This is a genomic window from Acidovorax sp. SUPP1855, from assembly GCF_030158955.1.
Classification (GTDB): Bacteria; Pseudomonadota; Gammaproteobacteria; order Burkholderiales; family Burkholderiaceae_C; genus Paracidovorax.
In genome coordinates, this window is the sequence record NZ_BQXI01000002.1 from 240,817 (window position 1) to 266,738 (window position 25,922).

32 protein-coding genes and 1 pseudogene are annotated in these 25,922 nt (G+C 66.9%); 23 read left to right on the plus strand and 10 right to left on the minus strand.

What is annotated here, in order from left to right; all coding sequences use genetic code 11:
- Positions 1 to 3: 3 nt before the first annotated feature.
- From AVMA1855_RS02760 to AVMA1855_RS02770, 3 genes are read left to right on the plus strand one after another with little or no spacing between them, the layout of a single operon-like run.
- A complete protein-coding gene (locus AVMA1855_RS02760) occupies positions 4 to 1,071 on the plus strand; it encodes a methionyl-tRNA formyltransferase (RefSeq protein ID WP_284424503.1) in 1,068 nt (355 codons plus the stop codon).
- Positions 1,068 to 1,889: an AzlC family ABC transporter permease gene (locus AVMA1855_RS02765; RefSeq protein ID WP_284424504.1), complete on the plus strand. Its 822-nt coding sequence runs from the start codon at positions 1,068 to 1,070 to the stop codon at positions 1,887 to 1,889. The genes AVMA1855_RS02760 and AVMA1855_RS02765 overlap by 4 nt, the downstream gene beginning before the upstream one ends.
- Positions 1,886 to 2,155: an AzlD domain-containing protein gene (locus AVMA1855_RS02770; RefSeq protein WP_284424505.1), complete on the plus strand. Its 270-nt coding sequence runs from the start codon at positions 1,886 to 1,888 to the stop codon at positions 2,153 to 2,155. The genes AVMA1855_RS02765 and AVMA1855_RS02770 overlap by 4 nt, the downstream gene beginning before the upstream one ends.
- Here the strand turns inward: AVMA1855_RS02770 and AVMA1855_RS02775 are convergent.
- Positions 2,134 to 2,418, minus strand: coding sequence for a helix-turn-helix domain-containing protein (locus AVMA1855_RS02775; protein ID WP_284424506.1), 285 nt, complete (start codon positions 2,416 to 2,418; stop codon positions 2,134 to 2,136). The genes AVMA1855_RS02770 and AVMA1855_RS02775 overlap by 22 nt on opposite strands.
- Before the next feature lie 449 nt (positions 2,419 to 2,867).
- Here AVMA1855_RS02775 and AVMA1855_RS02780 point away from each other — a divergent pair, with 449 nt between their 5' ends.
- The 12 genes from AVMA1855_RS02780 to AVMA1855_RS02835 all read left to right on the plus strand — a co-directional run bounded on the left by AVMA1855_RS02780 (position 2,868) and on the right by AVMA1855_RS02835 (position 10,049).
- Positions 2,868 to 3,290 carry a hypothetical protein gene (locus tag AVMA1855_RS02780; RefSeq protein ID WP_284424507.1) on the plus strand — a complete coding sequence of 141 codons (423 nt, stop codon included), beginning with the start codon at positions 2,868 to 2,870 and terminating at the stop codon, positions 3,288 to 3,290.
- Positions 3,287 to 3,514: a hypothetical protein gene (locus tag AVMA1855_RS02785; RefSeq protein WP_284424508.1), complete on the plus strand. Its 228-nt coding sequence runs from the start codon at positions 3,287 to 3,289 to the stop codon at positions 3,512 to 3,514. The genes AVMA1855_RS02780 and AVMA1855_RS02785 overlap by 4 nt, the downstream gene beginning before the upstream one ends.
- A complete protein-coding gene (locus AVMA1855_RS02790; protein ID WP_284407705.1) occupies positions 3,511 to 3,684 on the plus strand; it encodes a hypothetical protein in 174 nt (57 codons plus the stop codon). Before AVMA1855_RS02785 ends, AVMA1855_RS02790 begins: the two co-directional genes overlap by 4 nt.
- Positions 3,685 to 4,111: 427 nt before the next feature.
- Positions 4,112 to 5,362 (plus strand): replication initiation factor domain-containing protein, encoded by a 1,251-nt coding sequence (locus tag AVMA1855_RS02795; protein ID WP_284424509.1) that lies wholly within the window; start codon positions 4,112 to 4,114, stop codon positions 5,360 to 5,362.
- 29 nt (positions 5,363 to 5,391) lie between these two features.
- Positions 5,392 to 5,706, plus strand: coding sequence for a hypothetical protein (locus AVMA1855_RS02800; RefSeq protein ID WP_284424510.1), 315 nt, complete (start codon positions 5,392 to 5,394; stop codon positions 5,704 to 5,706).
- Positions 5,706 to 5,915: a hypothetical protein gene (locus AVMA1855_RS02805; protein ID WP_284424511.1), complete on the plus strand. Its 210-nt coding sequence runs from the start codon at positions 5,706 to 5,708 to the stop codon at positions 5,913 to 5,915. The genes AVMA1855_RS02800 and AVMA1855_RS02805 overlap by 1 nt, the downstream gene beginning before the upstream one ends.
- 103 nt (positions 5,916 to 6,018) lie before the next feature.
- Positions 6,019 to 6,156 (plus strand): DUF8106 domain-containing protein, encoded by a 138-nt coding sequence (locus tag AVMA1855_RS02810; RefSeq protein ID WP_284424512.1) that lies wholly within the window; start codon positions 6,019 to 6,021, stop codon positions 6,154 to 6,156.
- Between the two features lie 2 nt (positions 6,157 to 6,158).
- On the plus strand, positions 6,159 to 6,371 hold the full coding sequence (locus AVMA1855_RS02815) for a hypothetical protein (RefSeq protein WP_284424513.1): 213 nt from the start codon (positions 6,159 to 6,161) through the stop codon (positions 6,369 to 6,371).
- A gap of 84 nt (positions 6,372 to 6,455) precedes the next feature.
- The gene (locus AVMA1855_RS02820; RefSeq protein ID WP_284407699.1) at positions 6,456 to 6,590 is read left to right on the plus strand and encodes a hypothetical protein; all 135 of its coding nucleotides are present in this window, start codon (positions 6,456 to 6,458) and stop codon (positions 6,588 to 6,590) included.
- A 100-nt stretch (positions 6,591 to 6,690) separates the two neighbouring features.
- Positions 6,691 to 8,205, plus strand: a complete 1,515-nt coding sequence (locus AVMA1855_RS02825; protein WP_284424514.1) for a hypothetical protein — start codon at positions 6,691 to 6,693, stop codon at positions 8,203 to 8,205.
- Positions 8,206 to 8,208: 3 nt separating this feature from the next.
- Positions 8,209 to 8,589 (plus strand): DUF2523 family protein, encoded by a 381-nt coding sequence (locus AVMA1855_RS02830; protein ID WP_284424515.1) that lies wholly within the window; start codon positions 8,209 to 8,211, stop codon positions 8,587 to 8,589.
- Positions 8,586 to 10,049: a zonular occludens toxin domain-containing protein gene (locus tag AVMA1855_RS02835; protein WP_284424516.1), complete on the plus strand. Its 1,464-nt coding sequence runs from the start codon at positions 8,586 to 8,588 to the stop codon at positions 10,047 to 10,049. The genes AVMA1855_RS02830 and AVMA1855_RS02835 overlap by 4 nt, the downstream gene beginning before the upstream one ends.
- On the opposite strand, the gene AVMA1855_RS02840 is transcribed toward AVMA1855_RS02835, so the two are convergent.
- Positions 10,050 to 10,322 carry a hypothetical protein gene (locus AVMA1855_RS02840; protein WP_284424517.1) on the minus strand — a complete coding sequence of 91 codons (273 nt, stop codon included), beginning with the start codon at positions 10,320 to 10,322 and terminating at the stop codon, positions 10,050 to 10,052.
- Positions 10,323 to 10,453: 131 nt separating this feature from the next.
- Here AVMA1855_RS02840 and AVMA1855_RS02845 point away from each other — a divergent pair, with 131 nt between their 5' ends.
- The 3 genes and pseudogenes from AVMA1855_RS02845 (at position 10,454) to AVMA1855_RS02855 (ending at position 12,438) form a co-directional block, all read left to right on the plus strand.
- Positions 10,454 to 11,077, plus strand: coding sequence for a recombinase family protein (locus tag AVMA1855_RS02845; protein ID WP_284424518.1), 624 nt, complete (start codon positions 10,454 to 10,456; stop codon positions 11,075 to 11,077).
- Positions 11,076 to 11,162 (plus strand): annotated as a pseudogene (locus tag AVMA1855_RS02850) (AzlD domain-containing protein); the annotation flags it as partial. The gene AVMA1855_RS02845 and the pseudogene AVMA1855_RS02850, both read left to right, overlap by 2 nt.
- 82 nt (positions 11,163 to 11,244) lie before the next feature.
- Entirely contained in the window at positions 11,245 to 12,438 is a 1,194-nt protein-coding gene (locus AVMA1855_RS02855; protein ID WP_284424519.1) for a phosphoglycerate kinase, read from the plus strand.
- 85 nt (positions 12,439 to 12,523) lie between these two features.
- Here AVMA1855_RS02855 and AVMA1855_RS02860 read toward each other — a convergent pair whose 3' ends face one another.
- Positions 12,524 to 13,423 (minus strand): DMT family transporter, encoded by a 900-nt coding sequence (locus AVMA1855_RS02860; protein WP_284424520.1) that lies wholly within the window; start codon positions 13,421 to 13,423, stop codon positions 12,524 to 12,526.
- A 76-nt stretch (positions 13,424 to 13,499) separates the two neighbouring features.
- Between AVMA1855_RS02860 and pyrF the strand changes: the two genes are divergently transcribed.
- From pyrF to AVMA1855_RS02880, 4 genes are all read left to right on the plus strand, one after another.
- Positions 13,500 to 14,324, plus strand: a complete 825-nt coding sequence (gene pyrF, locus AVMA1855_RS02865; RefSeq protein ID WP_284424521.1) for an orotidine-5'-phosphate decarboxylase — start codon at positions 13,500 to 13,502, stop codon at positions 14,322 to 14,324.
- Positions 14,325 to 14,367: 43 nt separating this feature from the next.
- Complete coding sequence (locus AVMA1855_RS02870; RefSeq protein ID WP_284424522.1) at positions 14,368 to 15,261, plus strand: LysR family transcriptional regulator; 894 nt, start codon at positions 14,368 to 14,370, stop codon at positions 15,259 to 15,261.
- 131 nt (positions 15,262 to 15,392) lie between these two features.
- A complete protein-coding gene (locus AVMA1855_RS02875; protein WP_284406536.1) occupies positions 15,393 to 16,370 on the plus strand; it encodes a Bug family tripartite tricarboxylate transporter substrate binding protein in 978 nt (325 codons plus the stop codon).
- Between the two features lie 5 nt (positions 16,371 to 16,375).
- Positions 16,376 to 17,341, plus strand: a complete 966-nt coding sequence (locus AVMA1855_RS02880) for a M14 family metallopeptidase (protein WP_284424523.1) — start codon at positions 16,376 to 16,378, stop codon at positions 17,339 to 17,341.
- Between the two features lie 37 nt (positions 17,342 to 17,378).
- On the opposite strand, the gene AVMA1855_RS02885 is transcribed toward AVMA1855_RS02880, so the two are convergent.
- From AVMA1855_RS02885 to AVMA1855_RS02900, 4 genes are all read right to left on the minus strand, one after another.
- A complete protein-coding gene (locus tag AVMA1855_RS02885; protein WP_284424524.1) occupies positions 17,379 to 18,329 on the minus strand; it encodes an EamA family transporter in 951 nt (316 codons plus the stop codon).
- Between the two features lie 244 nt (positions 18,330 to 18,573).
- Positions 18,574 to 19,254, minus strand: a complete 681-nt coding sequence (arsH, locus tag AVMA1855_RS02890) for an arsenical resistance protein ArsH (protein WP_284424573.1) — start codon at positions 19,252 to 19,254, stop codon at positions 18,574 to 18,576.
- A 57-nt stretch (positions 19,255 to 19,311) separates the two neighbouring features.
- The gene (locus AVMA1855_RS02895) at positions 19,312 to 19,818 is read right to left on the minus strand and encodes an arsenate reductase ArsC (protein ID WP_284424525.1); all 507 of its coding nucleotides are present in this window, start codon (positions 19,816 to 19,818) and stop codon (positions 19,312 to 19,314) included.
- 77 nt (positions 19,819 to 19,895) lie between these two features.
- On the minus strand, positions 19,896 to 20,219 hold the full coding sequence (locus AVMA1855_RS02900; RefSeq protein ID WP_284424526.1) for an ArsR/SmtB family transcription factor: 324 nt from the start codon (positions 20,217 to 20,219) through the stop codon (positions 19,896 to 19,898).
- 106 nt (positions 20,220 to 20,325) lie between these two features.
- Here AVMA1855_RS02900 and AVMA1855_RS02905 point away from each other — a divergent pair, with 106 nt between their 5' ends.
- Entirely contained in the window at positions 20,326 to 22,296 is a 1,971-nt protein-coding gene (locus AVMA1855_RS02905; RefSeq protein ID WP_284424527.1) for a methyl-accepting chemotaxis protein, read from the plus strand.
- Positions 22,297 to 22,384: 88 nt separating this feature from the next.
- On the opposite strand, the gene AVMA1855_RS02910 is transcribed toward AVMA1855_RS02905, so the two are convergent.
- The 3 genes from AVMA1855_RS02910 to ompR form a co-directional block, all read right to left on the minus strand.
- Entirely contained in the window at positions 22,385 to 23,491 is a 1,107-nt protein-coding gene (locus tag AVMA1855_RS02910; protein ID WP_284424528.1) for a serine hydrolase domain-containing protein, read from the minus strand.
- Positions 23,492 to 23,666: 175 nt separating this feature from the next.
- Positions 23,667 to 25,055 (minus strand): ATP-binding protein, encoded by a 1,389-nt coding sequence (locus tag AVMA1855_RS02915; protein ID WP_284424529.1) that lies wholly within the window; start codon positions 25,053 to 25,055, stop codon positions 23,667 to 23,669.
- Positions 25,052 to 25,807 carry an osmolarity response regulator transcription factor OmpR gene (gene ompR / locus AVMA1855_RS02920; protein ID WP_284400551.1) on the minus strand — a complete coding sequence of 252 codons (756 nt, stop codon included), beginning with the start codon at positions 25,805 to 25,807 and terminating at the stop codon, positions 25,052 to 25,054. Before ompR ends, AVMA1855_RS02915 begins: the two co-directional genes overlap by 4 nt.
- Positions 25,808 to 25,922: the final 115 nt, after the last annotated feature.

Sequence of the window (25,922 nt, forward strand, 5' to 3'; positions counted from 1 at the left end):
TTCATGAAGATCGTCTTTGCCGGCACGCCCGACTTCGCCCGCGTCGCCCTCCAGCGCCTGCTGGACGCCGGCTTCACCGTTCCCCTCGTCCTGACCCAGCCCGACCGCCCCGCCGGCCGGGGCATGAAGCTGCAGGCCTCGCCCGTCAAGCAGTGCGCGCTGGAGCACGGCATCGCCGTGGCGCAGCCGCGCAGTCTGCGCCTGGACGGCAAATACCCCGAGGACGCCGCCGCCGCGCGCGATGCGCTGGTCGCCGCCGGGGCCGATGCCATGGTGGTGGCCGCCTACGGGCTGATCCTGCCGCAGTGGGTGCTGGACGGGATGAGCGCCGCCCGGCCGCCCGAAGGCGCGAAGGCCCCCTCGGGGGGCAGCGAACCACGCGCAGCGGGGAGCGTGGGGGCCCGCGGACTGGGTTGCCTGAACATCCACGCCAGCCTGCTGCCGCGCTGGCGCGGCGCCGCGCCCATCCACCGCGCGATCGAGGCGGGCGATGCCGAGACGGGCGTGACCATCATGCAGATGGATGCCGGCCTGGACACGGGCGACATGCTGCTCATCGAAAAGACCGCCATCGGCCCGCACGACACGACGGCCACGCTGCACGACCGGCTGGCCGACCTGGGCGGCCGCATGGTCGTCCAAGCGCTGCAGCTCGCCGCCCGCGGCGGCCTGGCCGCCACGCCCCAGCCCGCCGAGGGCGTGACCTACGCGCACAAGATCGAGAAGGCCGAGAGCGCCATCGACTGGGCCCTGCCCGCCGAGGCGATCGGCCGGCGCATCCGCGCCTTCGACCCGTTTCCCGGCGCATCGACCACGCTGGACGGCGAAGCGATCAAGGTGTGGAGCTACGAAATTGATAGCACGATGCCGGCGGATTCCATGCCTTGCGGGCAGATTCTGTCCGTGAACGATGCCGGCGTGACGGTGGCCTGCGGCCACGGCGCGCTGCGCCTGACCACGCTGCAGCGCGCGGGCGGCAAGCGCCTGCCGGTGGCCGACTTCCTGCGCGGCTTCGCGCTCGCGCCCGGCATGGTGCTGGGGGGCGGCGCGCCGGCCGGGGCGCGGGAATGAGCACCCGGGGACTGGGCGCGCTCGTCCGGCATCCCGCCTACCGCCAGGGCGTGCTGGACATGTTCGGCACCAGCGTAGGGGTGGGCGCCTGGGGGCTGGTGACCGGCGTGTCCATGGTCAAGAGCGGCATGTCGGTGCCGATGGCGATCTTCATGTCGCTCGCGGTGTACGCGGGCAGCGCGCAGCTCACGGTGATCCCGCTGATGGCCGTCGGCGCGCCGCTGTGGGTGGTGTGGCTCACGGCCTCGTGCGTGAACCTGCGCTTCGTCATCTTCAGCAGCCTATGGCGCAGCTACTTCGCGCACCTGCCGCTGCGCCGGCGCTTGGCGGTGGGGTATTTCAGCGGCGACGTGATCTTCGTCGCGTTCATGAAGCGCTACCCCCAGCCCACGCCACATCCCGAGCAGGTGCCGTACTTCTGGGGCGCCGCGTCGATCAACTGGCTGTCCTGGCAGGTGCCGTCGATCACGGGCATTTTGCTGGCCAACGTGGTGCCGCTGTCGTGGGGCCTGGGCTTCGCGGGCGTCCTGGCGCTGCTGGGCGTGATGCTGTCCATGCTGTTCGACCGCGCCACCTGGCTGGCCACGGGCGTGGCCATGACGGCGGCCATCGCGGCGTTCGCGCTGCCGCTCAAGCTGAACATCCTGGTGGCGATCGCGGCGGCCGTGGCCGTGGGCCTCATCATCGAGACGGTGGACCGCCACCTGCGAAAGCCCGAGGTGCTGCTGGTGCCGGCCGAGAGCGCGCTGCCGCCCGAGGAGAAAAAGCACGTGCAGGACGGCGACGTGGTGCCGCTGCGCGAGGAGCGCCACCCATGAGCTGGTCCTGGGTCGAACCCACCATCGCCATCCTGGGGCTGGCCGCCATCACGGTGGTGTCGCGCGCGTTCTTCATGATCCCCGAGCGCGAACTGCCCCTGCCGGGCTGGCTCAAGCGCGGCCTCAAGTACGCGCCGCTGGCCGCGCTGGCCTCGGTGATCGCGCCCGAGATCTTCATGGCGCAGGGCGAGCTGATCGGCACGCTGCAGGACGCGCGCCTGCCGTCCGTGCTGTGCGCCGCCGGCTACAAGATTTGCCCGGTGTAGGACGCTAGTTTTTTGGCCCAAAACTGGCGTTCCTCTTCTGGTGTTTTGATGCATGTGAGGTTCGTGGCTGCGATCACTTGCATTGCGTCAAGGTGTGCCCCTTCTGCAATTTGCGCTATCGCCATGTCTGGCAGTTTGCTACGTCCTTTCATGTAGTTGTTGAGCGTTTGCTCTTTCATTCCTAGCGCTTCTGCTACCTCTTTGTCGAAGCGCATGCCGCGCTTCGCTTTATAGATTCCAACTATCGATTGCATCGCATTCATAGAAATACTCCGTTTGATTTGTATTACATTTAGAGAGAAAATACACACATCAGGTAGAAATTGCGTTGTCAGATGTAGTTAATACCTGGGCCACTTTACACCCATGGAGCTACCCATGTCACCTTGCCAAGTTTCTTTTTCCGAATTCGCAGCCGCGCAGGCTGTCGTCCCTAGCACTCCCCCTGCTGTTCCGGTGCTTGATCCCAGCACGGATGCTGAATTGGTAGCTCAGTTCAGCAGCAGCAGTGGGGAGTGCATGCCGTTTTCTGGCCCTTGGGAGGCGCATCGTCCTGCTGGCGGTCTGCGTGATGACGCCTATGACTGTTACCTGATGCCCGAATGGGCCTGCGGTGGTATGGATGCGCCGCGTGACATGCCAAGTGGTGGCCATTCGGCTTACGTCTCTGGGTCTGTTGGCAGTCCTTGGGCGACTGTCTACGCGGACGGCTATGTATGCCGTCACTGGTGCTGATATGAGCGGCGCAAACTTTCAGTTGAATTTTCCGGAATTTGCCGCGTTTGACGCGGCTAACGATTGCTGCCCTCCCGTCTGTGCAGGTGCATCTGCAGCCCTGGTCGCTCAGGTTGGCGGAGAGGGTGGCATTCAATCCGTTGCCGGGAACGAAAAGCGCAAGGGCCGCCCAGCAAAGCACGCTGATGCTGCGGCCCGCAAGGCTGCATACCGCGCCGAAAAGGCACGGATCGACTACACCGACCGTCCTGAAATCATCGCAAAGCTCCGGGAGACGGCTGCAACGTTGGATTGCAGCGTGAACGAGTTGCTGCAGTCGATGGTCCGGTTTGCTGAGTGCAATCGCAATTGGAAGCAGGTCGGCCTCTACGGCGCCCGGAAAAACGGGGTGCTGCAATGAGCTTATCGGCATTTGATGAGGCTTGGGATGCCATTGCTGCTGGCATTGCTGCTGGCATTGCTGAGTCTCACCCGTTTTGGTGCATCTTGACTGATGAGCACGAGCGTGATGATTTTTTGCTTCGTCCCTTGCGGTGGGAAGGGCGTGGCGAGTATCAGCGCGTGCGTTTTGCTGATGGTCGTGATGTGTTGGTTCGACTGCCTTATGCGTGTGTGCTGTCATGAGCGACAACGCCCGCTATCTGGTGCAGTTGCACAGTATTCACGATCGGCTGCGTAAGCAGCGGCGCACCCTCAACAATCAGGCGCAACTTGATCGCCTTGATGAATTGATGCGCCATACGGCCATCCACATCATTTCCTGGGCCACCTGGGACGGCGCGGGGGTTCCATGAACGTTTTCAAGTTTGCCGTCGTCGTTGCCTTTGGCGCGGTCGTGGGCCTGCTCCCTGCCTATTGGTTTTTGTCTGCTTTCGATGCGCGGCGCGAATCTTTCAGAACCCCCGCCTGCACCCGTCCTGGAGACAACCTGGGGACCCGTCAAAGCGCGACTAGCGCGTCGAGCGAAGCGAGCTTGACGGGGCAGGGTATGGGCAGCATGCCCATGTTGACCTGCGTGCAACCCGTGCCCCGCGTCATAGTGCTAGAGATTCGCCCTGCCTTTGTCCCTGCTTGCCACGGTGTTTGCTCGGCTGCGCTCGGCGCGGAGGGGGCCCCGCTGGCGGGGGAGGAGTCCGCGCAGGCGGCAGGGGCGCAAGCCCTCCCCGATGGTAATCACGGGGATAACAAAAAAGTGGCAGAGCCCACGCCTGGAGTGACAGCATGACCCGCCCCGCGAAGTCGGTTCTGAACAAGCATGCCCAAACGTGTGCCTTGGTCCTCGATGGCAATCAGGTCAAGGTTCGTTTGCAGGCTGAACGTTTGGCCACTGGCGTCCCTGTGCATGTGGACTGGGTGCGCTTCACGGTCTTGCTGCGCAACGCTCCCTTGCCCGGTCCTGAAATCCTGTTCCCCACGCCTTCGGCGGACGACGAAGCCGAGCCAGTCAGCGGCATGGAGCGCGATCAGCGCGGTGTGCGTTTGATGCGCCTGCGCAAGCTCCTGGCCCAGTGCAAGGATGCGGATTTTTCCCCTGCTGCTCAAGCCATGGAGTTGGCTCAGCGTGTCTGTGAAACCCTCGGCCCCGACTACATGGTCGCCCCTGAGGTCCGCAAGGGTCATGACTTCTATGGTCGTCGCTGGTCCATCGAGCGCAACGACGTCGAGGTGGGTTGGGTCGGCTATTTGGCATCGGGCGACAGTCCTCGCCAGCAAGCCCAGGCCAAAACCATGCACGTCAACGTGTATGGCTCTGCTTGCACGTTCGCCCAATCTGGTTGGCGCGATCACATGGCGAATCTGATTGATGACGTTGCAGGTGTCATCACTCGGTGCGATCTTGCTCTCGATTTTTTCGATGGCATTCGTGGCGGTATGGATCGCGTCAAGGCCGACTATGAAGCGGGTTTGATGGACTCAGGCGGTCGGCGCCTCAAGTGCAACATGGTTGGCGACTGGTGCAACGGCAAAGCACGGTCTTTCTACGTTGGTTCCAAGGAAGTTGGAAAGCAAACCAATGTGTACGAAAAAGGCCACCAGCTTTTTGGCGACAAGGATGAATCCTGCTGGATGCGCGCCGAGCTGCGGTGGGGCAACAAAGCCCGCATCTTGAACAGCAACATGCTGCGCCGTCCTGCCGATTTTTTCGCGTGCGCCAGTGATTGGCATGCCGCGATATTGGCCGAAGCCGAAGCCGTTTCGTTCCCGGTCCATGTGCCATGCAACCCCCGTTTGGCTGCGGAAACCATCGAAGCCGAAGTCGTCCGCAATGTGCGTTGGCAAATTGACGTTGCTGCGCCCAGCATCGCCTTGGCTTTTGAGCACTTGGGCATCGATGAATTCCTCGAAATCGTCATGCACAAAAAGGCTCCTGGCCGTCTGCAGCGGTTTGGAAAACAGGAAATCGCCTGCGCTTATGCAAAGGCTTTTAAACGAGTCACCAAGGGTGCCGGCGCTGGTCACGCCATGGCATAGCCCTCAACAGAAGACCAAAGGAAACCATCATGAAATTTCAGAGTGAAGTTGTCGTATACGGCATCAAGGAAAGCGAAGGCACCATGGAGGGTCGGGCATTCAGCTCCACCACGTTCCACTGCGAAGTGGACCTGGCCGAGAACAGTGCAGGTCGAAGCATGGGCCGTGCAACCCGCCCGTTCAAGTTCGGTGATGCCAAGGAATACGACAAGTGGGCTCACCTGTCTAACAGCCTGCCAATCAAGGCCAAGGCTACGTTCGAAATGGTGGCGGGAGCGCAGGACTCCACCAAGATGACTCTCGTGGAAATCGTGCCCCTGGAACAGGCCAAGAAAGCAGCGTGATGGCCTACGTCATCCAATCCGGCACTACGGGGGCATTCCTGGCGCCGTCTATGGATGACGGACAGCCTGAATGGGTCATGTCCTTGCGTGAAGCCTGCCCTGTCGTGGACCTTGAAGACTGTGCGCAGTTGATCGAGGACCATGCAGAGCCCTGGCATCGGGCTCAGGTCATAGACCTGACCCAGCTCCACCGGCCGGTGTCGTTTTGAGGGTTTCAAAACGTGTGGTGGACCGAATGTAGTTCTCGATTCGTTCCCGGTCTTTTTTTTTGCTCAGAGTGTTTAGTAAAACTAAACAGAAAGGATGGAAAACATGGATGACGAACAAGAGTGCCCGCACTGTGGCCATAAGGGCAATGTTGATGATTTCGTGAGTGATTCCGAAACGGCAGACGCTACTGGTGTGTTGGTCTGCCCTGAGTGCGGCGATCTGATTTGGGGCGATGAATAGCCATGAATTTCATCGTCTGCAACGTCCAGACGCTGCCGTGTCCGGCGGATCAACAGGCGTTCCTGTCGTTCTCGCGTGTCGAGGATTTTGCGGCGCTTGGTCTGACCCCGGAGGTCATTTTGGCTGCCTATGTCTTCGGCGCCGGATCGGTCGTCACGTGGTGGTTTCTCGGCTTCGTTATCAGTCTGGCTACGAAGCTCATTTCAAAGGCCTGATTTCAGCCGGTCGCCTTGCGTGCAGGGCATCCGGGTGCAATCCGCATATCGCGGCCCACCGTATTTTTTTTTGGAGCATCCAATATGTCTGAAATCTTCGCAGCAGTCGACCTCACCACCGTTGCAGCCGCTGTCGTGGTCATCGGCGTGGCCGTCATCGGCATTCACATGGCCTTCAAGGGCATCGACCTGGGCAAGCGCGGCGTGCGTAAGGCCTAAGGGCTCGCCATGCTGATAGGGGCACTGCTCGCTCTCTTCCTGGCCCTGGTGGCCGTGATGGGGGCGGTCAGTGCCCTTGTCTTTTGCATACAGGTGCGCAATGCGTAATCTGCAATTAACTGTTCTGTCTCGTGCTGCTTGGCGCGTTCTGTTGTTCGTCCTGTTCTTGCTGGGCTGGGGTGTGGCCCATGCGCAGGAGGGTGAGAGTCCCATCATCGAGAGTTGCTCACATTACGACTGGAAGCCGACCTGCAGTGCGCCTGCTGCAAAGCCTGGGTGGTATCTCGCGGAGACCTCCAAAAGTCCTCCGCAGCCCGATATCGTTTTTGCGTACATCTACTGTCGAAATACCACTGGTCTTGTTAAATACCCCAATGGTGTACTTAAGTGCGTCCCGCAGCAGTGCGAAGCCAATGCAGAGCCTGTCAACGGCCAGTGCCAGTGCAAGGAAGGTTTTGAAAAAAAGGACGGCGCGTGTGTGAAAAAACCGGATGACTGTCCCCAAGGGCAGGTCCGGAACGAAGCCGGCCAATGCGTGAAGCCGGTCGATCCGTATTGGGATACGGACGATGGAAAGTGCAACGTCGCCAACAACCTTTGGAATGCAGTCGGCAATCCGGATCGAGGTGGCCGCGTCAACGGAAAAATTCCTCTCGGGAAGGCGACGAATGTATGTCTGGACAGTGGGCAGACTGGCAGTGGTGGAAAGCCTCTCGGCTGCTTGCATGAGTTCACAGGCAGTGCTTCGTTTGACACGGGCTCCGGCTGGGTCACGGAGGGTGATTCCTGGGGCGCGCGTGGCATCAGTACCGGCACTGGCAATCAGGTGGCAGGGTTGGCCTGTGCCCTGGGCCTGGGCGAAGCTGAAGACCCGACAAAGCCTATCGATGCGAGCAAGCCCGATAGCGATTGCAAGGGCGGGCAAAAAGGACAGGTCAACGGCAAAGATGTGTGTATCGACCGTAGCAGTGGTGAGCAAACCGGCGTCGATTGGACTCGCATCCGTGACACGGCCGGCAACAGTGTCGATGTGACCACTCAGGTGGATTGCAAGCGCGAAACCTGCACAGTCACAGAGACCCGCAAACCTTCGTCCGGCGGTGAATCGACGGTGACGGTAACGAATGGAGTGGACCGTGCTAATTACTGCAATGCCAATCCGAAGAATCCCGTCTGCAGGGGCCTGACGGACCCCACTGGTAGCTCCCGTGGGAACGGTACGAATACGGGAAACGGGACCGGGAACGGCAACGGCAACGGCAACGGGAATGGTGAATCCGAAGGTGTCGGTGATGTGGGTTCGGTGGGTACTGGCAAGGAACACGGTCAGCCCGACCTGTATGAAAGCAAGTATCCCAAGGGCATTAAAGGCGTGTGGGAGGCATCTGGTTTGGGTGGCGATCAGGGCAAGTTCAACGTTCTCGCGCGTGCCTTCATGCCTGACATTTCGGACAACGGCGGTTCTCCCTTGTCGTTCAAGGTGCCTTTGAATTTGGGCATCGTCAATTTTGGAATTGTGGACGTGTCTCCGCCCCCTGCGGTGTGGCCGTTCATTCGTATCTGCATATTGATCACGGCGCTGTGGCTCGCCCGCTCGCTGATTTTTGGAGGTTGACCCATGGCCGAAGAATCGGGAATTACGTCGGCGATACGTGCGATCGTCAACGGTATCCAAAAGGTCGTGGACAAGCTCGATGGCTTTATCGATTGGTTTTTCGAGCTTGTTCCGCGCTTTTTCAAATCGCTCGTCATCATCCTGCAGGATTTTTTCTTGTGGTCTCTTGAACAGGTCTTCGGCTTGGTCAAGACCCTGATCGATGGCATTACGGGCATGGATGAGATGGTTGCCAGACTGGCGGGCATCTGGGCTGGTGTCCCTCCTGAGGTCACGTTGATGATGCAAACCATCGGGCTTGGAACGGCGTTCGGGATCATCGTTGCAGCCATCGGCATCAGGCTGGTGCTGCAGTTGATTCCATTTACACGGCTCGGATCATGATCAATCTGCTTGAAGGCGTTCCCGGCTCTGGAAAGAGCTATGAGGCCGTTGTTTATCACGTCTTGCCTGCGCTCAAGATGGGGCGCAAGGTCATTACGAATCTTCCGCTTAAGCTGGAGCAATTTGCGGCGATTGATCCTGGTTACTTGGACCTGATTGAGTTGCGTAAGGCGCCCATGCCGATTTTGGGTAGATGGGATGCTGAAGCCGCAAACCGTGGTGAGAAAGCCTTCATCGTTGGGGAGTTTGAGGATCAGTCTGAGGACGAATCTTTCAATTTTCCCTCTCGCGGGTTGTCTGTGCTGGGTCGTCGTGTGCAGCCTCCTGCGCAGACGATGATTGTCCATAAGGGTAAGCCTGCTCGGACTCCCCCTGCAAACCAGCGCTTGTTCGGTGGCGTGTGGGACTTTTATGATGAGTGGCGCGGTGATGGAAACGTGGGTGCACTGTTCGTTATTGATGAGTGCCATGTGAGTTTTCCAAAGGAGAACACGCGTAAGGGTCGCTTCACGGCCGATGAGGTCATCCAGTGGTTCAAGATCAGCCGTCATTTCGGCGTCGATGTGCTTTTGATGACTCAGCGCATGCGGGCGCTTGAGGAGGAGGTGGCGGGCCTTGCAGAGATGCATATTCGCGTCCGTAAGGCCGCATTCCTGGGCGATGCTGAAACCTATATAAGGCGCGTTTTCGCTGGCCTCAACGGCGGCGAAGTGTCTTCTGACCAGAGGCCATACAAACCGCAGTACTTCGGCCTGTACAAAAGCCATACGCAAGGTGCTGCGGTCATCGAGGCGTCTGCGCAGGATGTGCAGCCGGCCAATGTCAAATGGCGCAGGTTATCGCGCATCATGTTTGCGGTTGCTGCTATCGGGTTTGTGTGGTTGGGCTACAAGATTTTCGGGCCGAAGCCGCAGCCTGCTAAACCTGCCACGCCGGCCGGTGTCCTGGTCATGCAGAAAGGGCACTTGCTGCAGCCTCCTCAGCCGGTCTTAGCCGTTGCGGCGCAGCCTGTAGTACTGCGTCAATCGGGCGATCATCACCAGGCATCCGTGGTGCCTGCAATGGAGGTCAGAGTGCCTCCTGAGCCTATGGAGTCGCGCGGTTTGCATCTCTCCGGCTGTATGGTTATGCAGGCAAAAACCGCCTGCGTCATTTTGGTTTCTCAGAATGGACAGCCGGTCTTCACGGTGACTGATGCTGACTTGCAGGCGATGGGCTACAAATGGCGCCGCTTGGCCGATTGCATGGCCGTTGTCTCCTGGCAGGGCAAGGATAGATCGGTCATCTGTGATAGTCCGCAGATTGGCATGGGCGTTCCGATGGTCACATCTCATGATCCCCTGCAGGATGCCAAGGCGGTGCGTAGCGTGCCCATTCCTGAGGTCCACCAGCCAGACCCCAGTTTGATATCGCCGCGTCAGGTCGCCAGTCAGTGGCGCGAGGGGTCGTTGCCCAACTAGTTAGTCAGCCCGCATATCCGGCATTGGCCGGTTGTGCGGGTCTGCAAAGTGGGGTAACGCGGTTGTCGGTACCAGCACCCAGACGAATCCATCGGGCGCAGGTTCTGGAGTCCTTGTGCTTGCGTTGTTGCCCTGCAGCTTGATCGTGCTGCGTGATAGCCCTGCTGTTACGCCTGCCTGGATGCCGCTGGCCAACACCCAGTACATGACGGCTGCAGCTATGCAGCCGATGGCGATTGGTAGCAGCAATCCTAGACCGATGATCGTCCCCATGAAATTCCCCCTTTGGCGCTGCATGGTACTGCTCAATGCGGCCTGAAACACGGCCTTTTGGGGCGTTTGGCTACACGTGCATTGCAGCAATATTTTCTCGTTTCGTTCCCGGTCGCAAATAAGGAGGATGAATGCAGCAGCAGCGGGGCAGGTTGGTTGGGTACGCGCGTGTGTCAACAAAGGATCAGGAGACTAGGCTGCAGCTTGATGCGCTGGAGCGAGCCGGTGTTCAGGAGGTGTATCAGGAAAAGGCTAGCGGTGTCAGTCATCGGCCTGTTCTGCGCCAGTGTTTGGCGTCTATGCAGTCCGGCGACGTGTTTGTGTTTTGGCGGCTTGATAGGGTTGCCCGGTCTCTGTTTGATCTTCTTGCGATTCATGACGATCTGCAGGCGCGCGGGGTCATGCTGCGGTCTTTGTCAGAGCCTTTTGACACGACTACAGCATGGGGAGTGTGTGCATTTCAAACGCTCGGCGCCTTCGCTCAATTGGAGCGCTCAACCATCAGGGAGAGGGTGATTGCTGGGCAGGTTGCTGCAATGCGCGCTGGTGTTCAATTTGGCCGGCCTAGGATCGTGGCTGGCGAGTTGGCGTTGACAGCTGCTCGGATGTTTTCTGATGGTTTGGCCAAAGCGGAAATTGCTAGGCGTCTTGGAGTGAGTCAAGCAACGGTAAGGCGGTCATTGATGGACTTGCAAGGCGTGCCTAGGAAGGTCTATAAGCCTCGTTACATTCGCGATCTTGTTAACCAAATCTAACTACTTCTGGCGCCGCGGCATCCTGGGCACCATCGTCGTGGGCATGGTGGTGTACCTGCCGCTGCACATCGGCCTGGGCTGGTAGCCCACGGCCGGGCACGGGGCCGCACCTACAATGCGGCGCAGTTTTCCACCCTCCCCGCGCCGCCCGCCGGCCCCATCGATCCATGCACATCCTTCGCTTTTCCGACCTCTGCGCCCAAGGCCAGGCCCGTGGCCAGCGCGTGTTCATCCGCGCCGACCTGAACGTGCCGCAGGACGACGCCGGCCACATCACCGAGGACACGCGCATCCGCGCCTCGGTGCCCTGCATCCAGATGGCGCTGGACGCCGGCGCCGCCGTCATGGTGACGAGCCACCTGGGCCGCCCGACCGAGGGCACGCTGCAGCCCGCCGACTCGCTCGCCCCCATCGCGAAGCGCCTGGGCGAACTGCTGGGCCGCGAGGTTCCGCTGGTGGCCGACTGGGTGGACGGCGTGGCCGTGCAGCCCGGCCAGGTCGTGCTGCTGGAGAACTGCCGCGTGAACCCCGGCGAGAAGAAGAACGACCCCGCGCTGGCCAGGAAGATGGCCGCGCTCTGCGACATCTACGTGAACGACGCCTTCGGCACCGCGCACCGGGCCGAGGGCACGACCTACGGCATCGCCGAATACGCCAGGACCGCCTGCGCCGGCCCGCTGCTGTCGGCCGAGATCGACGCCATCACCAAGGCCCTGGCCCAGCCCGCGCGGCCGCTGGCGGCCATCGTGGCGGGCAGCAAGGTCTCGACCAAGCTCACCATCTTGAAGAGCCTGGCCGACAAGGTGGACCAGCTCATCGTGGGCGGCGGCATCGCCAACACCTTCATGCTGGCCGCCGGCCTTTCGATCGGCAAGAGCCTGGCCGAGCCCGACCTGCTGGACCAGGCCCGCGCCGTGATCGACGCCATGAAGGCGCGCGGCGCCGAGGTGCCGATCCCCACCGACGTGGTGGTGGCCAAGACCTTCTCGGCCGACGCGCCCGCCACGGTCAAGGCGGCCGCCGACGTGGCCGACGACGACCTGATCCTGGACATCGGCCCCGAGACCGCGAAGAAACTGGCCGCGCAACTCAAGCAGGCCGGCACCATCGTGTGGAACGGGCCCGTGGGCGTGTTCGAGTTCGCCGCGTTCGAGAACGGCACCAAGGCCATCGCCCAGGCGATCGCCGAATCGAGCGCGTTCAGCATCGCGGGCGGCGGCGACACGCTGGCGGCCATCGCCAAGTACGGCATCGAGAAGGACGTGGGCTACATCTCCACCGGCGGCGGCGCCTTCCTGGAAGTGCTGGAGGGCAAGACGCTGCCGGCCTTCGAGATCCTGCAAAAGCGCGCCCAGGGCTGAGCCGGCGGCGGGTTCACGCCCGCCGCTTGTTTGCTATTAAATTAATAGCGATATGCCCTAGTGGTTATTGTGCTGGAGGCACTTTTCATGCCGCAACCGCTGTGGCCGCAGGGCGCTGCGGCCACAGCACCGAGGCGATCGCCAGCACCATCAGCGCCACGGCCGCCCAGTCCTGCCAGTGCAGGCGCTCGCCCAGCCAGACCGCGCCGCTGAACACGCCCAGCACCGGGATCATCATCACGCTCAAGGTGGACGCCACGGGCGGCAGGCCGCGCACCAAGAAGAACCACGCCGGCTGCGCGAAGCCGAGCACCAGCACCGCGTTGAAGGCGATGGCGCCCCAGCCCACGGCGGACGGGGCGTGCCAGCGGTCGTGCTCCAGCAGCAGCGCCAGCAGGCTCAGCACCACGGTGCTCTGCACCGTCATCCAGAACGACAACGTGAGCACCGGCAGCGGCAGGGTGCTGCGCCGCAGCAGCTGCGTGCCCAGCGCCCAGCAGGCGGCGGCGGTGAGCATCAGCCCCACGCCGACGGGCCGGCCGCCGAGCTGGCTGAGTTCGTGCCACAGCAGCAGCAGCACGCCCCCGGCCGCCGCCGCCACGCCCGCCCAGGCGCGCGGCGCCAGGCGGTGGCCGAAGCACAGCGCGCCCAGCACGGCCGAGAAGATCGGCATGGTGTAGCCCAGGATGGCCGCGCGCCCGCTGGACAGCGACGGAATGGCCGTGATGCTGAAGGCGTGCCACAGCACCATGTTGACGAGCCCCAGGCCCGCCAGCGGCAGCCAGTAGGCGCGCGGCACGGCGAACGGGGCCTTGAGCAGCACCAGGGCCAGGGCCAGCACCGGCAGGCCGAGCCACAGCGAGATCGCGCGGAAGGCCAGCGGCGGAAAGCCCGCCACGCCGAGCTTCATGACCGGCCAGTTGAAGCCCCAGATGAGGGTGACGAGGATCAGGGCGACGAGCTGGCGGGGGGACAGGGCAGGCATGCGCGGCATTGTGCCGGGACGGGCACGGCGGCGCTCGCGGCGCCACCGGCGGCCCCGCCCCCTAAAATCGCGCCCCATGACCTTCATCGACATGCTGCAGGGCGCGGCCGCGCAGAACGACTCCATGCTGTGCGTGGGCCTGGACCCCGAACCCGACCGGTTTCCCGCAGCGATGCGCGGCGACGCCCGCAAGATCTACGACTTCTGCGCCGCCATCGTCGATGCCACCGCCGACCTGGCCTGCGCCTTCAAGCCGCAGATCGCCTATTTCGCCGCGCACCGCGCCGAAGACCAGCTCGAACGCCTCATGGCCCACATGCGCGCCACCGCGCCGCACGTGCCGGTGGTGCTGGACGCCAAGCGCGGCGACATCGGCTCCACCGCCGGGCAGTACGCCCGCGAGGCCTTCGAGCGCTACGGCGCCGATGCGGTGACGCTCTCGCCCTTCATGGGCTTCGATTCCATCGAGCCCTACCTGGCCTACCACGGCAAGGGCGCCTTCCTGCTGTGCCGCACCTCCAACCCGGGCGGCGACGACCTGCAAAGCCAGCGTCTGGCCAGCGTGGACGGGCAGCCGCTGCTGTACGAGCACGTCGCGCGGCTGGCGCAAGGCCCGTGGAACACCAACGGCCAGCTGGGCCTCGTGGTGGGCGCGACCTACCCGGCCGAGATCGAGCGCGTGCGCGCCCTGGCGCCCACGTTGCCGCTCTTGATTCCCGGCGTGGGCGCGCAGGGCGGCGATGCGGCGGCCACGGTGCGTGCCGGGCGGCGCGAGGGCGGCCCGATCCTCGTGAACTCGTCCCGCGCGATCCTGTACGCGGCCGATGGCGAGGGCTTCGCCACAGCCGCGCGCGCCGTGGCCCTGGCCACGCGGGACACGTTGAACGCCGCCCGCGCCTGAGCGCCGCGCGCCCCGCCGCCCCTTCGCTCAAACACCGCCGGCCATGCAGCTCAAGTGGCTGGAAGACTTCATCGTGCTGGCGCAGGAGCGCAGCTACACGCGCGCGGCCGAGCTGCGCCACGTGACGCACCCGGCCTTCGGGCGCCGCATCCGCGCGCTGGAAGCCTGGGCCGGCACGCCGCTGGTCGAGCCCGGCAGCGGCCCCGTGCGGCTGACGGCGGCGGGCCAGGTCTTTCTGGACACGGCCGAGCAGATGGCGCGCAACCTCGCGCAGTCGCACGAGGAACTGCGCGCGGTGGCCGGGCGCCAGGCGCGCACCGTCACGCTCACCACGGGCCGCACCCTGGCCCGCACCGTGGTGGCCGACCTGCTGGTGCGGCTGCGCCCGGTGATGAAGGACTGCGAGCTGTGCATCCTGACCCGCGCGCTGGCCGACACCGTGGCCCTGCTGGAGCGCGGTGAGGCGGACTTTTCCATCGCCTACCACCACCCGGCGCTGGCCATCCGGCTGGATGCGCGCCAGTTCTCGCACATCACGCTGGCCTCGGACCGGCTGGTGCCGGTGTCGCGCGCCACGGCGCAGGGCACGGCGCTGCACCCGCTGGCGGGCGCCGGCCCCATTCCCTACCTGGCCTACGCGCGCACGCTGGCGCTGGGCCGGCTGGTGGAGGACCAGCTGGCGCACCACCCGGTCACGCAGCGCCTGCAGCGCACGGTGGAGTGCGACTCGGCCGATGCGCAGTACGAATACGTGCATAAGGGCCTGGGCGTGGCCTGGCTGCCGTGGTCCATGGTGCATGCCGACTGCAAGGCCGGCCGGCTGGCCAAGGCGGGCGACCGCAGCATGGAGGCGAAGTTCGACGTGCGGCTGTACCGGCCCAAGCGCCGGCTGAGCACGCAGGCCGAGGCGATCTGGCACGCCATCGCCACGCGGTGACGGCCCGCGCCGTCATCGGGTTCGCCCCCTTGGCGCCCGCGTGCCGAAACAGCACCATGGCGTGCCGACTCGGCACCCCCGCGCCCTGCCCGCCTTCGCACAATCGGCCCACACCCCACCAGGAGACTCCGATGCATGCCCACCCCGCCTTCCGCCGCACGCTTTTGCTGTGCGGCCTCGCCCTGCTGGCCGCCGGCCCCGCCGCCGCGCAGGACAGCTACCCGAGCAAGCCCATCACCATCGTCGTCGGCTACCCGCCCGGCGGCAGCACCGACCTCACCGGGCGCACGGTGGCGCAGGAACTGGGCGCGCGCCTGGGCGTGCCGGTGGTGATCGAGAACGTGGGTGGCGCCGGCGGCGCCATCGGCGCGCAGAAGGTGGCCAGCGCCGCGCCGGACGGCTACACGCTGCTCGTGGGCGCGAGCAACGAGATCGCCATCAACAAGCTGGTGACCAAGAAGGTCAAGTACGACGTGAAGGACTTCACCGCCATCGGCGTGATCGCCTCGCAGCCGCTGGTGCTGGTGGCCTCCACCGGCTCGGGCGTGAAGAACGCGGCCGAGTTCACGCAACGCGTGTCCAGGAACCCCGGCAAGTACAGCTACGGCAGCTCGGGCGTGGGCACCTCGCTGCACCTGGCGGGCGAGATGGTCAAGGAGCAGGGCAAACTGTTCATGACGCACATCCCCTACCGCGGCGTGGCCCCGCTCACCAACGACCTGCTGGGCAACAACCTGGAGTTCGGTGTCTTCGTGCTCTCCAGCGGCCTGCCCCACATCAAGAGCGGCAAGGTCGTCGCGCTGGGCACGACAGAGGCCAAGCGCTCGGCCATCACGCCCGACATTCCCGCGCTGGCCGAGCTGCCGCAGTACAAGAACGTGGACATCGGCGTGTGGTTCGCCCTGATGGGCCCGGCCAAGCTGCCCAAGCCCGTGCACGACAAGCTCAAGAAGGCGCTGAACGAGGCGCTGCAGTCGCCCGACTTCCGCAAGAAAATGGAAGCCTCCGGCTCGACCGTGGCCTCCACCAGCCTGAACGCCGACCAGTTCATCGCCTCGGAAGTGGCCAAATACCAGAAGATCGTCGAATTCGCCAAGATCGAGGAGTGACCTTGATGCCCCGGACCTTTTCACTCACCGCCCCCGACCTCACGCCCTGGCGCGCCGGCAACACCGGCACCGAAGGCGTGTGGCACTTCGACTCCGGCCTGCCCGGCCGCCATGTCCTCATCAGCGCCCTGGTGCACGGCAACGAGCTGTGCGGCGCCTGGGCGCTGCAGGGCCTGCTGGCGGCGGGGCTGCGCCCGCAGCAGGGCGCGCTCACGCTGGCGTTCTGCAACCTGGAGGCCTTCGACCGCTTCGATCCGGCCGACCACGACGCCTCGCGCTTCACCGACCAGGACATGAACCGCCAGTGGACCGACGAGCGCATGGATGCGGGCGACACGCGCGAGCGCCGCCGCGCCGCCGCGCTGCGGCCCTTCGTGGCGCGTGCCGACTGGCTGCTCGACCTGCATTCGATGCACGAGCCCGGGGCGCCGCTCCTGCTCACCGGCCTGCAACCGCGCAACCTGGAGCTGGCCCGCCGCATGGGCGCACCCGAGCACATCGTGGCCGATGCGGGCCACCAGGACGGCGTGCGCATGCGCGACTACGGGCACTTCGGCCTGCCCGACGCGCAGGCCGGCGACCGCCGCTCGCTGCTGGTGGAATGCGGCTTCCATGGCGCGCTGTCCAGCCGCACCGTGGCCTACGACCAGTGCGCGCGCTTCCTCGCGGCGGCGCAGGTGCTAAGCCCCGAGGCGCTGGCCGCGCTGCTGCCCGGCTGGCGCCAGCCCGATGCGCCGCGCCAGTGGGTGCTGGAGGTGACCGGCCCGGTGGTCGCCAAGAGCAGCGCCTTCCGCTTCACGCAGCCGTTCACCGGCCTGGAGGTGATCCCCAAGGCCGGCACGGTGATCGGCGACAACGACGGCGAACCCGTCACCACGCCGTACGACGACTGCGTGCTCGTCATGCCCTCCACGCGCCAGGCGCGCGCAGGGGTGACGGTGGTGCGCTACGCCCGCCGCCGGCCGCTGTAGCGCATTGAACGGGTGCCGATTGGGCGACCGCGCCCGGTCAGCGCCGCTCCCAGCGCGGCCCGAGCACCACGCACCCCAGCGCCAGCACCACGCAGGCCACGCCGGCCCACTGCCAGGCGGTGACCACCTCGCCCAGCACCAGCAGCCCGGCGGCCAGCCCCACCACGGGCACGCCCAGGCTGAAGGGCGCCACGCGGTTGGCCGGGTAGCGGGTGAGCAGCCCCGTCCACAGGCCGTAGCCGACGATGGTGGCCACCCAGCCCAGGTAGGCGATCGAGCCCCAGGCCACCGGCGGCAGCGCAGCCCAGGCGTCCCAGTGCAGCCAGCGGCCCGCGTCCGCATCGGTCAGGGCCGACAGCGCCGCGAACGGCAGCACCGGCACCAGGCTGCTCCACACCACGAACGACAGCGGCTTGTAGCCCGGCGATGCCCGCTGCGCCATGCGCGAGACGATGTTGGACACCGCCCAGGACGCGGCCGCGCACAGCGTGAGGCAGATGCCCACCAGCGTCGCCCCTCCCAAGCCCGTGCCGGTGGCCCCCGGCCCGATGAAGTTCATGGCGAAGCATCCGAGGCCCACCGCCGCGATCGCCATGCCCAGCACCAGCGGCCGCCCGGGCCGCTCGCGCAGGATGCCGAACGCGAACAGCGCGGTGAAGAACACCTGCGTCTGCATGAGCACGCTGGCCAGCGCCGCCGTCATGCCCAGCTTCAGGGCGAAGAAGCCGAAGCCGAACTGCCCCACGCCCTGGAACAGCCCGAACAGCAGCACCCAGCGCCAGTGCATGCGCGGCGGCTTGAGGAAGAACACCAGCGGCAGCGCGGCGAACAGGTAGCGCACGGCCCCGAGCTGGAACGGCGTGAAGTAACGCAGGCCCCACTTCATCGCCACGAAATTGACCCCCCAGATGACCACCACCGCCATCGCGGCCAGCACATCGCGCGAACCCATCGCATCGCCGGCCGGCGCCCGGGCCGCGGCGCTCATGCAGCCCCCCTGCGGCCCGGCAGGCCGGGGAAGCGATGTCGTCCAGGGCGCGGCAGCGCGGCGAAGGCGGAAGAGAGCACGGGACAGGGCATGCGGCGGTTCGCCGGCAGGCCGGCGCAGAAAAAAGGGGGCGGGGGAAGGGGGGCGCGAGAAGATCGATTATTCAGCACGGCCCCGGTTTCCGTGTGGCCGCGCGGGACAGCCTGGCGTGCGCGGCACCGCCCGCCCCCGCTGCCGCTGCCGCTCAGAGGCTGCGCTGGTTCACGCGCTGCGACAGGGCCTGCGCGCTTTCCCGGCGCTCGCTGTAGCGGTCCACCAGGTAGGCCGCGCCGTCGCGCGTCAGCAGGGTGAACTTCACCAGCTCTTCCATCACATCCACCACGCGCTCGTAGTAGCTCGACGGCTTCATGCGGCCGGCCTCGTCGAATTCGAGGAACGCCTTCGCCACGGAGGACTGGTTGGGGATGGTGACCATGCGCATCCAGCGGCCCAGCACCCGCATCTGGTTGACGGCATTGAACGACTGCGAGCCGCCCGAGACCTCCATCACCGCCAGTGTCTTGCCCTGGGTGGGTCGCACCGCGCCGACCGACAGCGGAATCCAGTCGATCTGCATCTTGAGGATGCCCGTCATCGCGCCATGGCGCTCGGGGGAGGTCCAGACCATGCCTTCCGCCCACTGGGCGAGCGTGCGCAGCTCGGCCACCTTGGGGTGGTCGTCGGGCGCCGCGTCCGGCAGCGGCAGGCCGCGCGGATCGAAGATGCGCGCCTCGGCGCCCAGGGCCCGCAGCAGCCGCGCCGCCTCTTCGGTCAGCAGCCGGCTGTAGGACCGCTCGCGCACCGAGCCGTACAGCAGCAGGATGCGCGGGGCATGGGTGGCGCGCTGCGCGGGGAACAGCCGCTCGGGATCGACGGGGTGCAGCAGCGCGGCGTCGAGGTTCGGAAGGTCAGGAGTCGTACGCGTGTCGGCATCGCCCTGCCCTCAATCGCAGGCCAGCTGGCGGACGCTGGCTTGCAGCACGGCGGGGTCCAGCCGGTCCGGCGGCAGGGCGACCAGCCGCTCCAGCTGCCGCTTCATGGCGTGCAGCGTGTTGCGGAACGCGCCCAGCTTCTCGGCATCGGTGCCGCCACCTTCACTGGGATCGGCATGGCACCAGTGGGCCGTGGCCGGGTGCCCCGGCCAGATCGGGCACACCTCGCCGGCCGCGCTGTCGCAGACGGTGATGACCAGGTCCATGGCAGGCGCCCCGGGCGCGGCGAATTCGTCCCAGCTTTTGCTGCGCAGGCCGTCGGTCGCGATGCCCGCGCTGCGCAGCACCTGGATGCCCAGCGGATTGGGCCGCTGGTGGGCGCGCGGGTGGCTGCCGGCGGAATAGGCATGGAAGCGGCCCTGGCCCAGGTCGTTGAGCAGGGCCTCGGCCAGGATGCTGCGGGCCGCATTGTGGGTGCAGAGAAAAAGGACGTTGAGGGCGCGTGGGGTGTGGCTCATGGAGGGCTCCGGATGGCCGGCAGTGCAATGGGGCGAAAGAGCCCGGAGTGGCTGAAGGCCGCGCGTGGCCGGCATGGCTAGCACGGGCATGCGTTGGCGCCGGTGGGAAGGCACGGCGCGCCCTGGCAGCAGTTTTCGGTGAGATAGGCCAGCAGCGCGTTCATGGCGGGGTAGGCGGCGCGGTAGATCAGGTTGCGGCCCTGGCGCTCCTGGCTGATGAGGCCCGCATGCGTCAACTCCTTGAGGTGGAACGACAGGGTGTTGGGCGCGATCTCCAGGCGCTCGGCCAGGGCGCCGGGCGTGAGGCCGTCCTCGCCCGCCACCACCAGCGCCCGAAAGACACGCAGGCGCACGGCCTGCGCCAGGGCAGCCAGGGCTTGGACCACATCGGATTCATTCATGATTCTACTATACAACAATCATTGAATTGTCAAAACGAAAGCCCTCCGAGAAGAGCAAAGGCACATGTCTTGCTAAGCCCCAAAAGCAAACATTTGTTTACACAAAATGCCCCTCCTCCATCGCCTCACCCTGCTTCAGAAATTCCTGATCCTCGGCGTGATCGCCGTGCTGATGTCCGCGCTGCCCACCGGGCTGTACGTGCGCGGCGCGCTGCAGGAGATCGGCGATGCGCGCCATGAGAGCGTGGGCGCGCCGGCCATCATCGCGGTCAACCAGGCCGCGCAGTGGCTGCAGGTGCACCGGGGCCTGTCGGCCGCCATGCTCAACGGGGACGAGGTGCTGGGCGCGCGCCGGCCCGCCGTGCGCGATGCGATGAACCAGGCCCTGGCCGAGGCCGACCGGCAGATGGCGGCCGCCGCGGCCCCCGCGGCGCAGGTCAAGGCCTGGGCCGACGCAGCGCAGGCCTGGCGCGCGCTGGAGCAGGCCGTGGCGGCCCGTGCGCTGCCCGCCGCGCAGGCCCTGGCGCGGCACACGCAGTTGGTGGCCGACCTGCTGCGGGTGAGCGAGGAGCTGCTGCACGCCTACGGCTTCCAGACCGATCCCGACACCGCCACGCAGGACCTGATCCAGGCCTCGCTGGTCTACGCCCCGCTGCTCGGCGAAAAAATCGGCCTGCTGCGCGGCCAGGGTGCCGGTTATCTGGCGCGCGCCAGCTTGCCGTCCGAAGGCAAGGGCTCGCTGCAGGCGCTGCAGCAGCGCGTGGGCGAGCTGGAGGAAAGCACCTTCCGCAATTTCGACCGCGCCATGGCCGGCGATGCCGGCCTGCGGCAGGCGCTGGGCGCCCAGGTGCCGGCCGTGCGCCAGCGCGTGGCTGCATCGCGCGGCCTGGCCGACCGGGGGCTGCTCCAGGCCACCGAGATCACCCTGCCCGCCAAGGACTACTTCGACGACCTCTCGGCCACCATCGAGGCGCTGAGCGCCCTGAACGCCACCGCCATGGCCAGCCTGGAGGCCGCGCTGCAGCAGCGCGTGGCCCGCCACCAGCGCGCACTGGGTGTCGCCGCGTTGGCCATGGCGCTGGCGCTAACCCTCGCGGGCGGGCTGGCGGTGGTCTTCGTGCGCTCCATCACCCGGCCGCTGGCGCAGGCCGTGGACTTGGCCAGCGCCGTGGCCGCGGGCGACCTGAGCGGCGAGGACACCACCCACGGCAGCAACGAGGTGGGCCGGCTCATCGCCGCGCAGCAGCAGATGCGCGCGCGCCTCAAGCCCATGGTGGCGCAGGTGCGCAGCGGCTCCGAGGGCGTGGCCACCGCCAGCGCCCAGATCGCCCAGGGCAACATGGACCTGTCGTCCCGCACCGAGGCCCAGGCCAGCGCGCTGGAGGAAACCGCCGCCTCCATGGAGGAGATGACCGCCACCGTGCGCCAGAACGCCGACAGCGCGCGGCAGGCCAACCAGCTCGCCGAACACGCCAGCACCGTGGCCGTGCAGGGCGGCGCCGTGGTCACGCGCGTGGTGGAGACCATGCAGGGCATCCACGCCGCCTCGCGCAAGATCGGCGACATCATCGGCGTGATCGACGGCATCGCCTTCCAGACCAACATCCTGGCGCTGAACGCCGCGGTGGAAGCCGCCCGCGCCGGCGAGCAGGGACGGGGCTTCGCCGTCGTGGCCGGCGAGGTGCGCAGCCTGGCCGGCCGCAGCGCCGAGGCGGCCAAGGAGATCAAGGCGCTGATCGGCGCCAGCGTGGAACGGGCGGCGCAGGGCAGCGCCCTGGCCGACCAGGCGGGCAGCACCATGACCGACGTGGTCACCGCCATCCGCCGCGTGACGGACATCATGGGCGAGATCAGCGCGGCCAGCCACGAGCAGTCGCTGGGCGTCTCCCAGGTGGGCGAGGCCGTCACCGAGATGGACCAGGCCACCCAGCAGAACGCCGCGCTGGTCGAGGAGATGGCCGCCGCGGCGAACAGCCTGCGGGCGCAGGCGGAGGAACTGGTGCGGGCGGCGGGGGTGTTCCGGCTGGGGGCCGGGGATGCGGTGGTGCAGACGGGCGATACGCTACAAATTCGATAGCAATATGCCCTAGTACTGATTGCGCTGGCGGCATTTTTTGCGGCGCTTTCCTGCCCTCCCTGCCGATCCCGGCGGCAGCGCGGGCCGGTCAGGGCGCCTCGCCGGCCCGGCAGGGCGCGGCCGCCAGCAGGCGGGCAGCGTGCAGGAACGCCTTCGGACCGACCCAGCTGACGTTCCAGTCGCCCGCCACCGGCACTTGGCGCTTGTGCGCGATCACCATCTGCCGTTTCGGCACCACCAGGATGTACTGGCCGTGCACGCCCCAGGCCATGTAGGCGCCTGCCAGGGGCGAGTCCGGCGGCTCCTGCAGCAGCCACCACAAATAGCCGTACCCGAAGCCGCGCCGCGCGGTGTGCGCCGGGTGCATCTGCGAGGCTGGCGTCGTCTGCTGCGTGATCCGCGCCACCCAGTCCGCGGGAACGAGCTGCCGCCCGCGCCAGCGGCCCTGCTGCAGCATCAGATGGCCCAGCCGCGCCATGTCGCGCGTGGACAGGAAGAAGGGATAGGCCAGATGCTCCGACCGCCGGGCATCGCCGCTGCGCACATGCCGCGCCGGGTCGAAGTCCTGCAGCTGCAGCGGCGCGGCCAGATCGTCCGCGAAGGCCTGGTAGATGCCACGGCCGGCCAGGCGCTCGAACGCCGTGCCCGCGGCATTGAAATCCCAGTTGTTGTAGAGGAAATAGCGGCCCGGCACCTGAGAGCCGCGCGCCGGCGCAGCCGCCGCGTCGTCGCCCCCGTTGGCGGCCGCATGGTAGACGCCCGAACGCGCGGTGAGCAGGTCACGCAATGTCGCCTGCCGCTCGATCGGCAGCAGCCCGCCCGTGTCGTCGATGCCCAGGTCCGCCAGCGTGCGGTCGAGGTCGATGGTGCCGTCCGCCACGGGCGGGCCGTACAGCATCGACAGCACGCTCTTGCGCACCGAAAACACGATGCTGACCGCCTCCACCGGGCCGTACGCGAACAGCACCCGGCCGTCCTGCACCGCCATCAGGGCGGTCGTGTCCAGGGTGCGAAGGTAGTCGCCGGCGGCTTCGAGACCGCGGCGGCAGGCCGGCCCCTGTTCCGCGACGGGCTGGGGCTCCCACGATGCGCCGGGAAAGGCGGCGGGCGCAGGCGCCGTCGAAGCCGGTGGGACGGACGTGCACGCGCTGGCGAGCAGCAGCAGGGCCGCGCCGCACAGGGTTCGCAAAGGCATCGGCATGGAATGGAAGGGGCAGCGTGGTGGGGCGTGGAATGGGTTCAGCGGTCCGGCCCCCTGCTGCCGGAGCCAGGAACCGAAACCGCCGAGCCGGTGCAGATCGGCCCGGGAAATGCTATTAATTAAATAGCGACATGCCCTAGTACTGATTGCGCTGGAGCCCTATTTTGCGCTAATCCTTTTCCAGTCCACCAGCGCCGTTCTCCCGCGGCAGCACGATGCGCGCCCGCAGCCCCTGCCCGGGCGCGCCATGCAGTTCCAGCGTGCCCCCGTGCGCCCGCGCCACGCGCTCCACGATCGCCAGGCCCAGCCCCGCCCCCGGCGACCCGGAGCGCGCCGCGCCGCCGCGCGCGAACGGCTCGCGCACGCGGGCGAGGTCCTGCGGCGCGATGCCCGGGCCGCCGTCCTGCACCTCGATCCACGCGGCCGCCCCCTGCGCGGCCCCGCCCGTGCGCAGCACCACGGGGGCGGCGCCGTGGCGCCAGGCGTTCTCCACCAGGTTGTCCACGGCGCGGCGCAGGGCCTGGGGGCGAAGGGGCAGCGGCGGGGCACCGCCCGGCTCCACGCGCACCGTGCGGCCGTGGTCCGCCTGGGCCTGGGCGACGGCGTCGGCCAGGGCGTCGAGCGATTCGCGCACCGGAGTTTCGGCCTCGCCCACCCGGGCGAAGTCGAGGAACTGACCGACGATGGCATCCATCTCGTCGATGCTGCGCGCCATGCTGGCGGCCAGGTCGCCGTCCAGCCGGGGCTGCGCGATCTCCACGCCCAGGCGCAGCTTGGTGAGCGGCGTGCGCAGGTCGTGCGACACGCCAGCCAGCATCAGTGCGCGGTCGTGGTCGGCACGGGCCAGGGCGAGCGCCATGGCGTTGATGCTGCGGCTGACGGTGGCGAGTTCCTCGGGCCCCTCCTCGGGCAGGGTCGGCGGCGGCTGGCCGCGCGCGATGCGCCGGGCCGCCGCCACCACGCGCGCCAGCGGCCGGTGCAGGTGCCGCTGCAGCCACCAGGCCGCGGCCAGCGCCAGCAGCATGCCGGCCACCGTGGCCATCAGCCAGGCACCCGTGGCCTCCCGCGTGGGGAACAGGCCGGGCAGGCCGAGCCAGTGGTCCGCGCCGTCGAAGGACACGCGCAGCACGAGCCCGCCGGCCTCGTCGCGCCGCCAGCGGGGGGCGGTGGCGGCGCCAGCGCGGTCGGGATCGGCCGCCAGGCGGCGCTCCACGGCCTGCATGAAGGTGCGCTCCACGGGCGAGGGCCGCGCGCCGGGCGCGGCGCCAGCGGCCGTGCCGGCCAGCTGCCGGGCGCGGCGGTTGAAGGCGTCGGTGAAGGCCGCCCGCTGCGCAGGCGGCAGCGCGGCCAGCCCGGCGCGCAGCGCATCGACATGGCGGGCCACGCCCTCGGCCACCTGCTCGGCGCGGGGGCGCAGGACCATCTGCCGTGCCACCCAGGCCGCGCACAGCTGGCCCAGCACCACCAGGGCTGCCACCAGCAGCCACTGCCGCCCGAGCAGGCTGCGCGGCCAGCGCACGCGGCGCGCCCCGGTCGCGGACCCGGCCGGGGCGCTCATGGGGCGGCCTCCGCGCCATCGGCGGGCGGCGGCGCCGTGGCATCCGGCACGAACACGTAGCCCACGCCCCACACGGTGCGGATGTGGCGCGGCCGGGCCGGGTCCGCCTCGATCAGCTTGCGCAGGCGCATGACCTGCACGTCGATGCTGCGGTCGGTGGCGGCATGCGCCGGCCCGTGGGCGAGCGCGATGAGCCGGTCGCGCCCCAGCGGGCGGTGCGGGTGGCCGGCCAGCACGCGCAGCAGCGCGAATTCGGCGGTGGTGATGGGCAGGTCCTGCCCCGCGCGCTCGAGCCGGCGCTCGTCCAGCCACAGCGTGAAATCGCCGAACGCCACGCGCCCGGCCGAAGGCGCGGGGCCGGCGTGCGCACCCAGCATGCGCTGGCGCCGCACCATGGCCTGGATGCGCGCGAGCAGTTCGCGCGGCTGAAAGGGTTTCGGCAGGTAGTCGTCGGCGCCCATCTCCAGGCCGACGATGCGGTCCACCGGGTCGCCGCGTGCGGTCAGCATGAGGATGGGAATGGTCTCGCCCTGCGCGCGCAGGCGGCGGCAGATGGCCAGGCCGTCCTCGCCCGGCATCATCACGTCCAGCACCAGCACGTCGAAGCGTTCGCGCGCCAGCAGCCGGTCGAGCGGGCCGGCGCCGTCGACCGTGCGCACGGCGTAGCCGTGGTCGCCCAGATAGCGCTCCAGCAGCGCCCGCAGGTCGGGTTCGTCATCGGCCACCAGAATCCGGGCCAGCGCATCGGTCATGGAAAAACCCCTGTGATTGACCGCGATGGTAGGGCCGGCCCGCGGCGCCATCGGCATGCCCGTGTCAGGCCATGACAGGGCCTGGCGCAGCGGTCATGGTTTGTCATCACTTGGA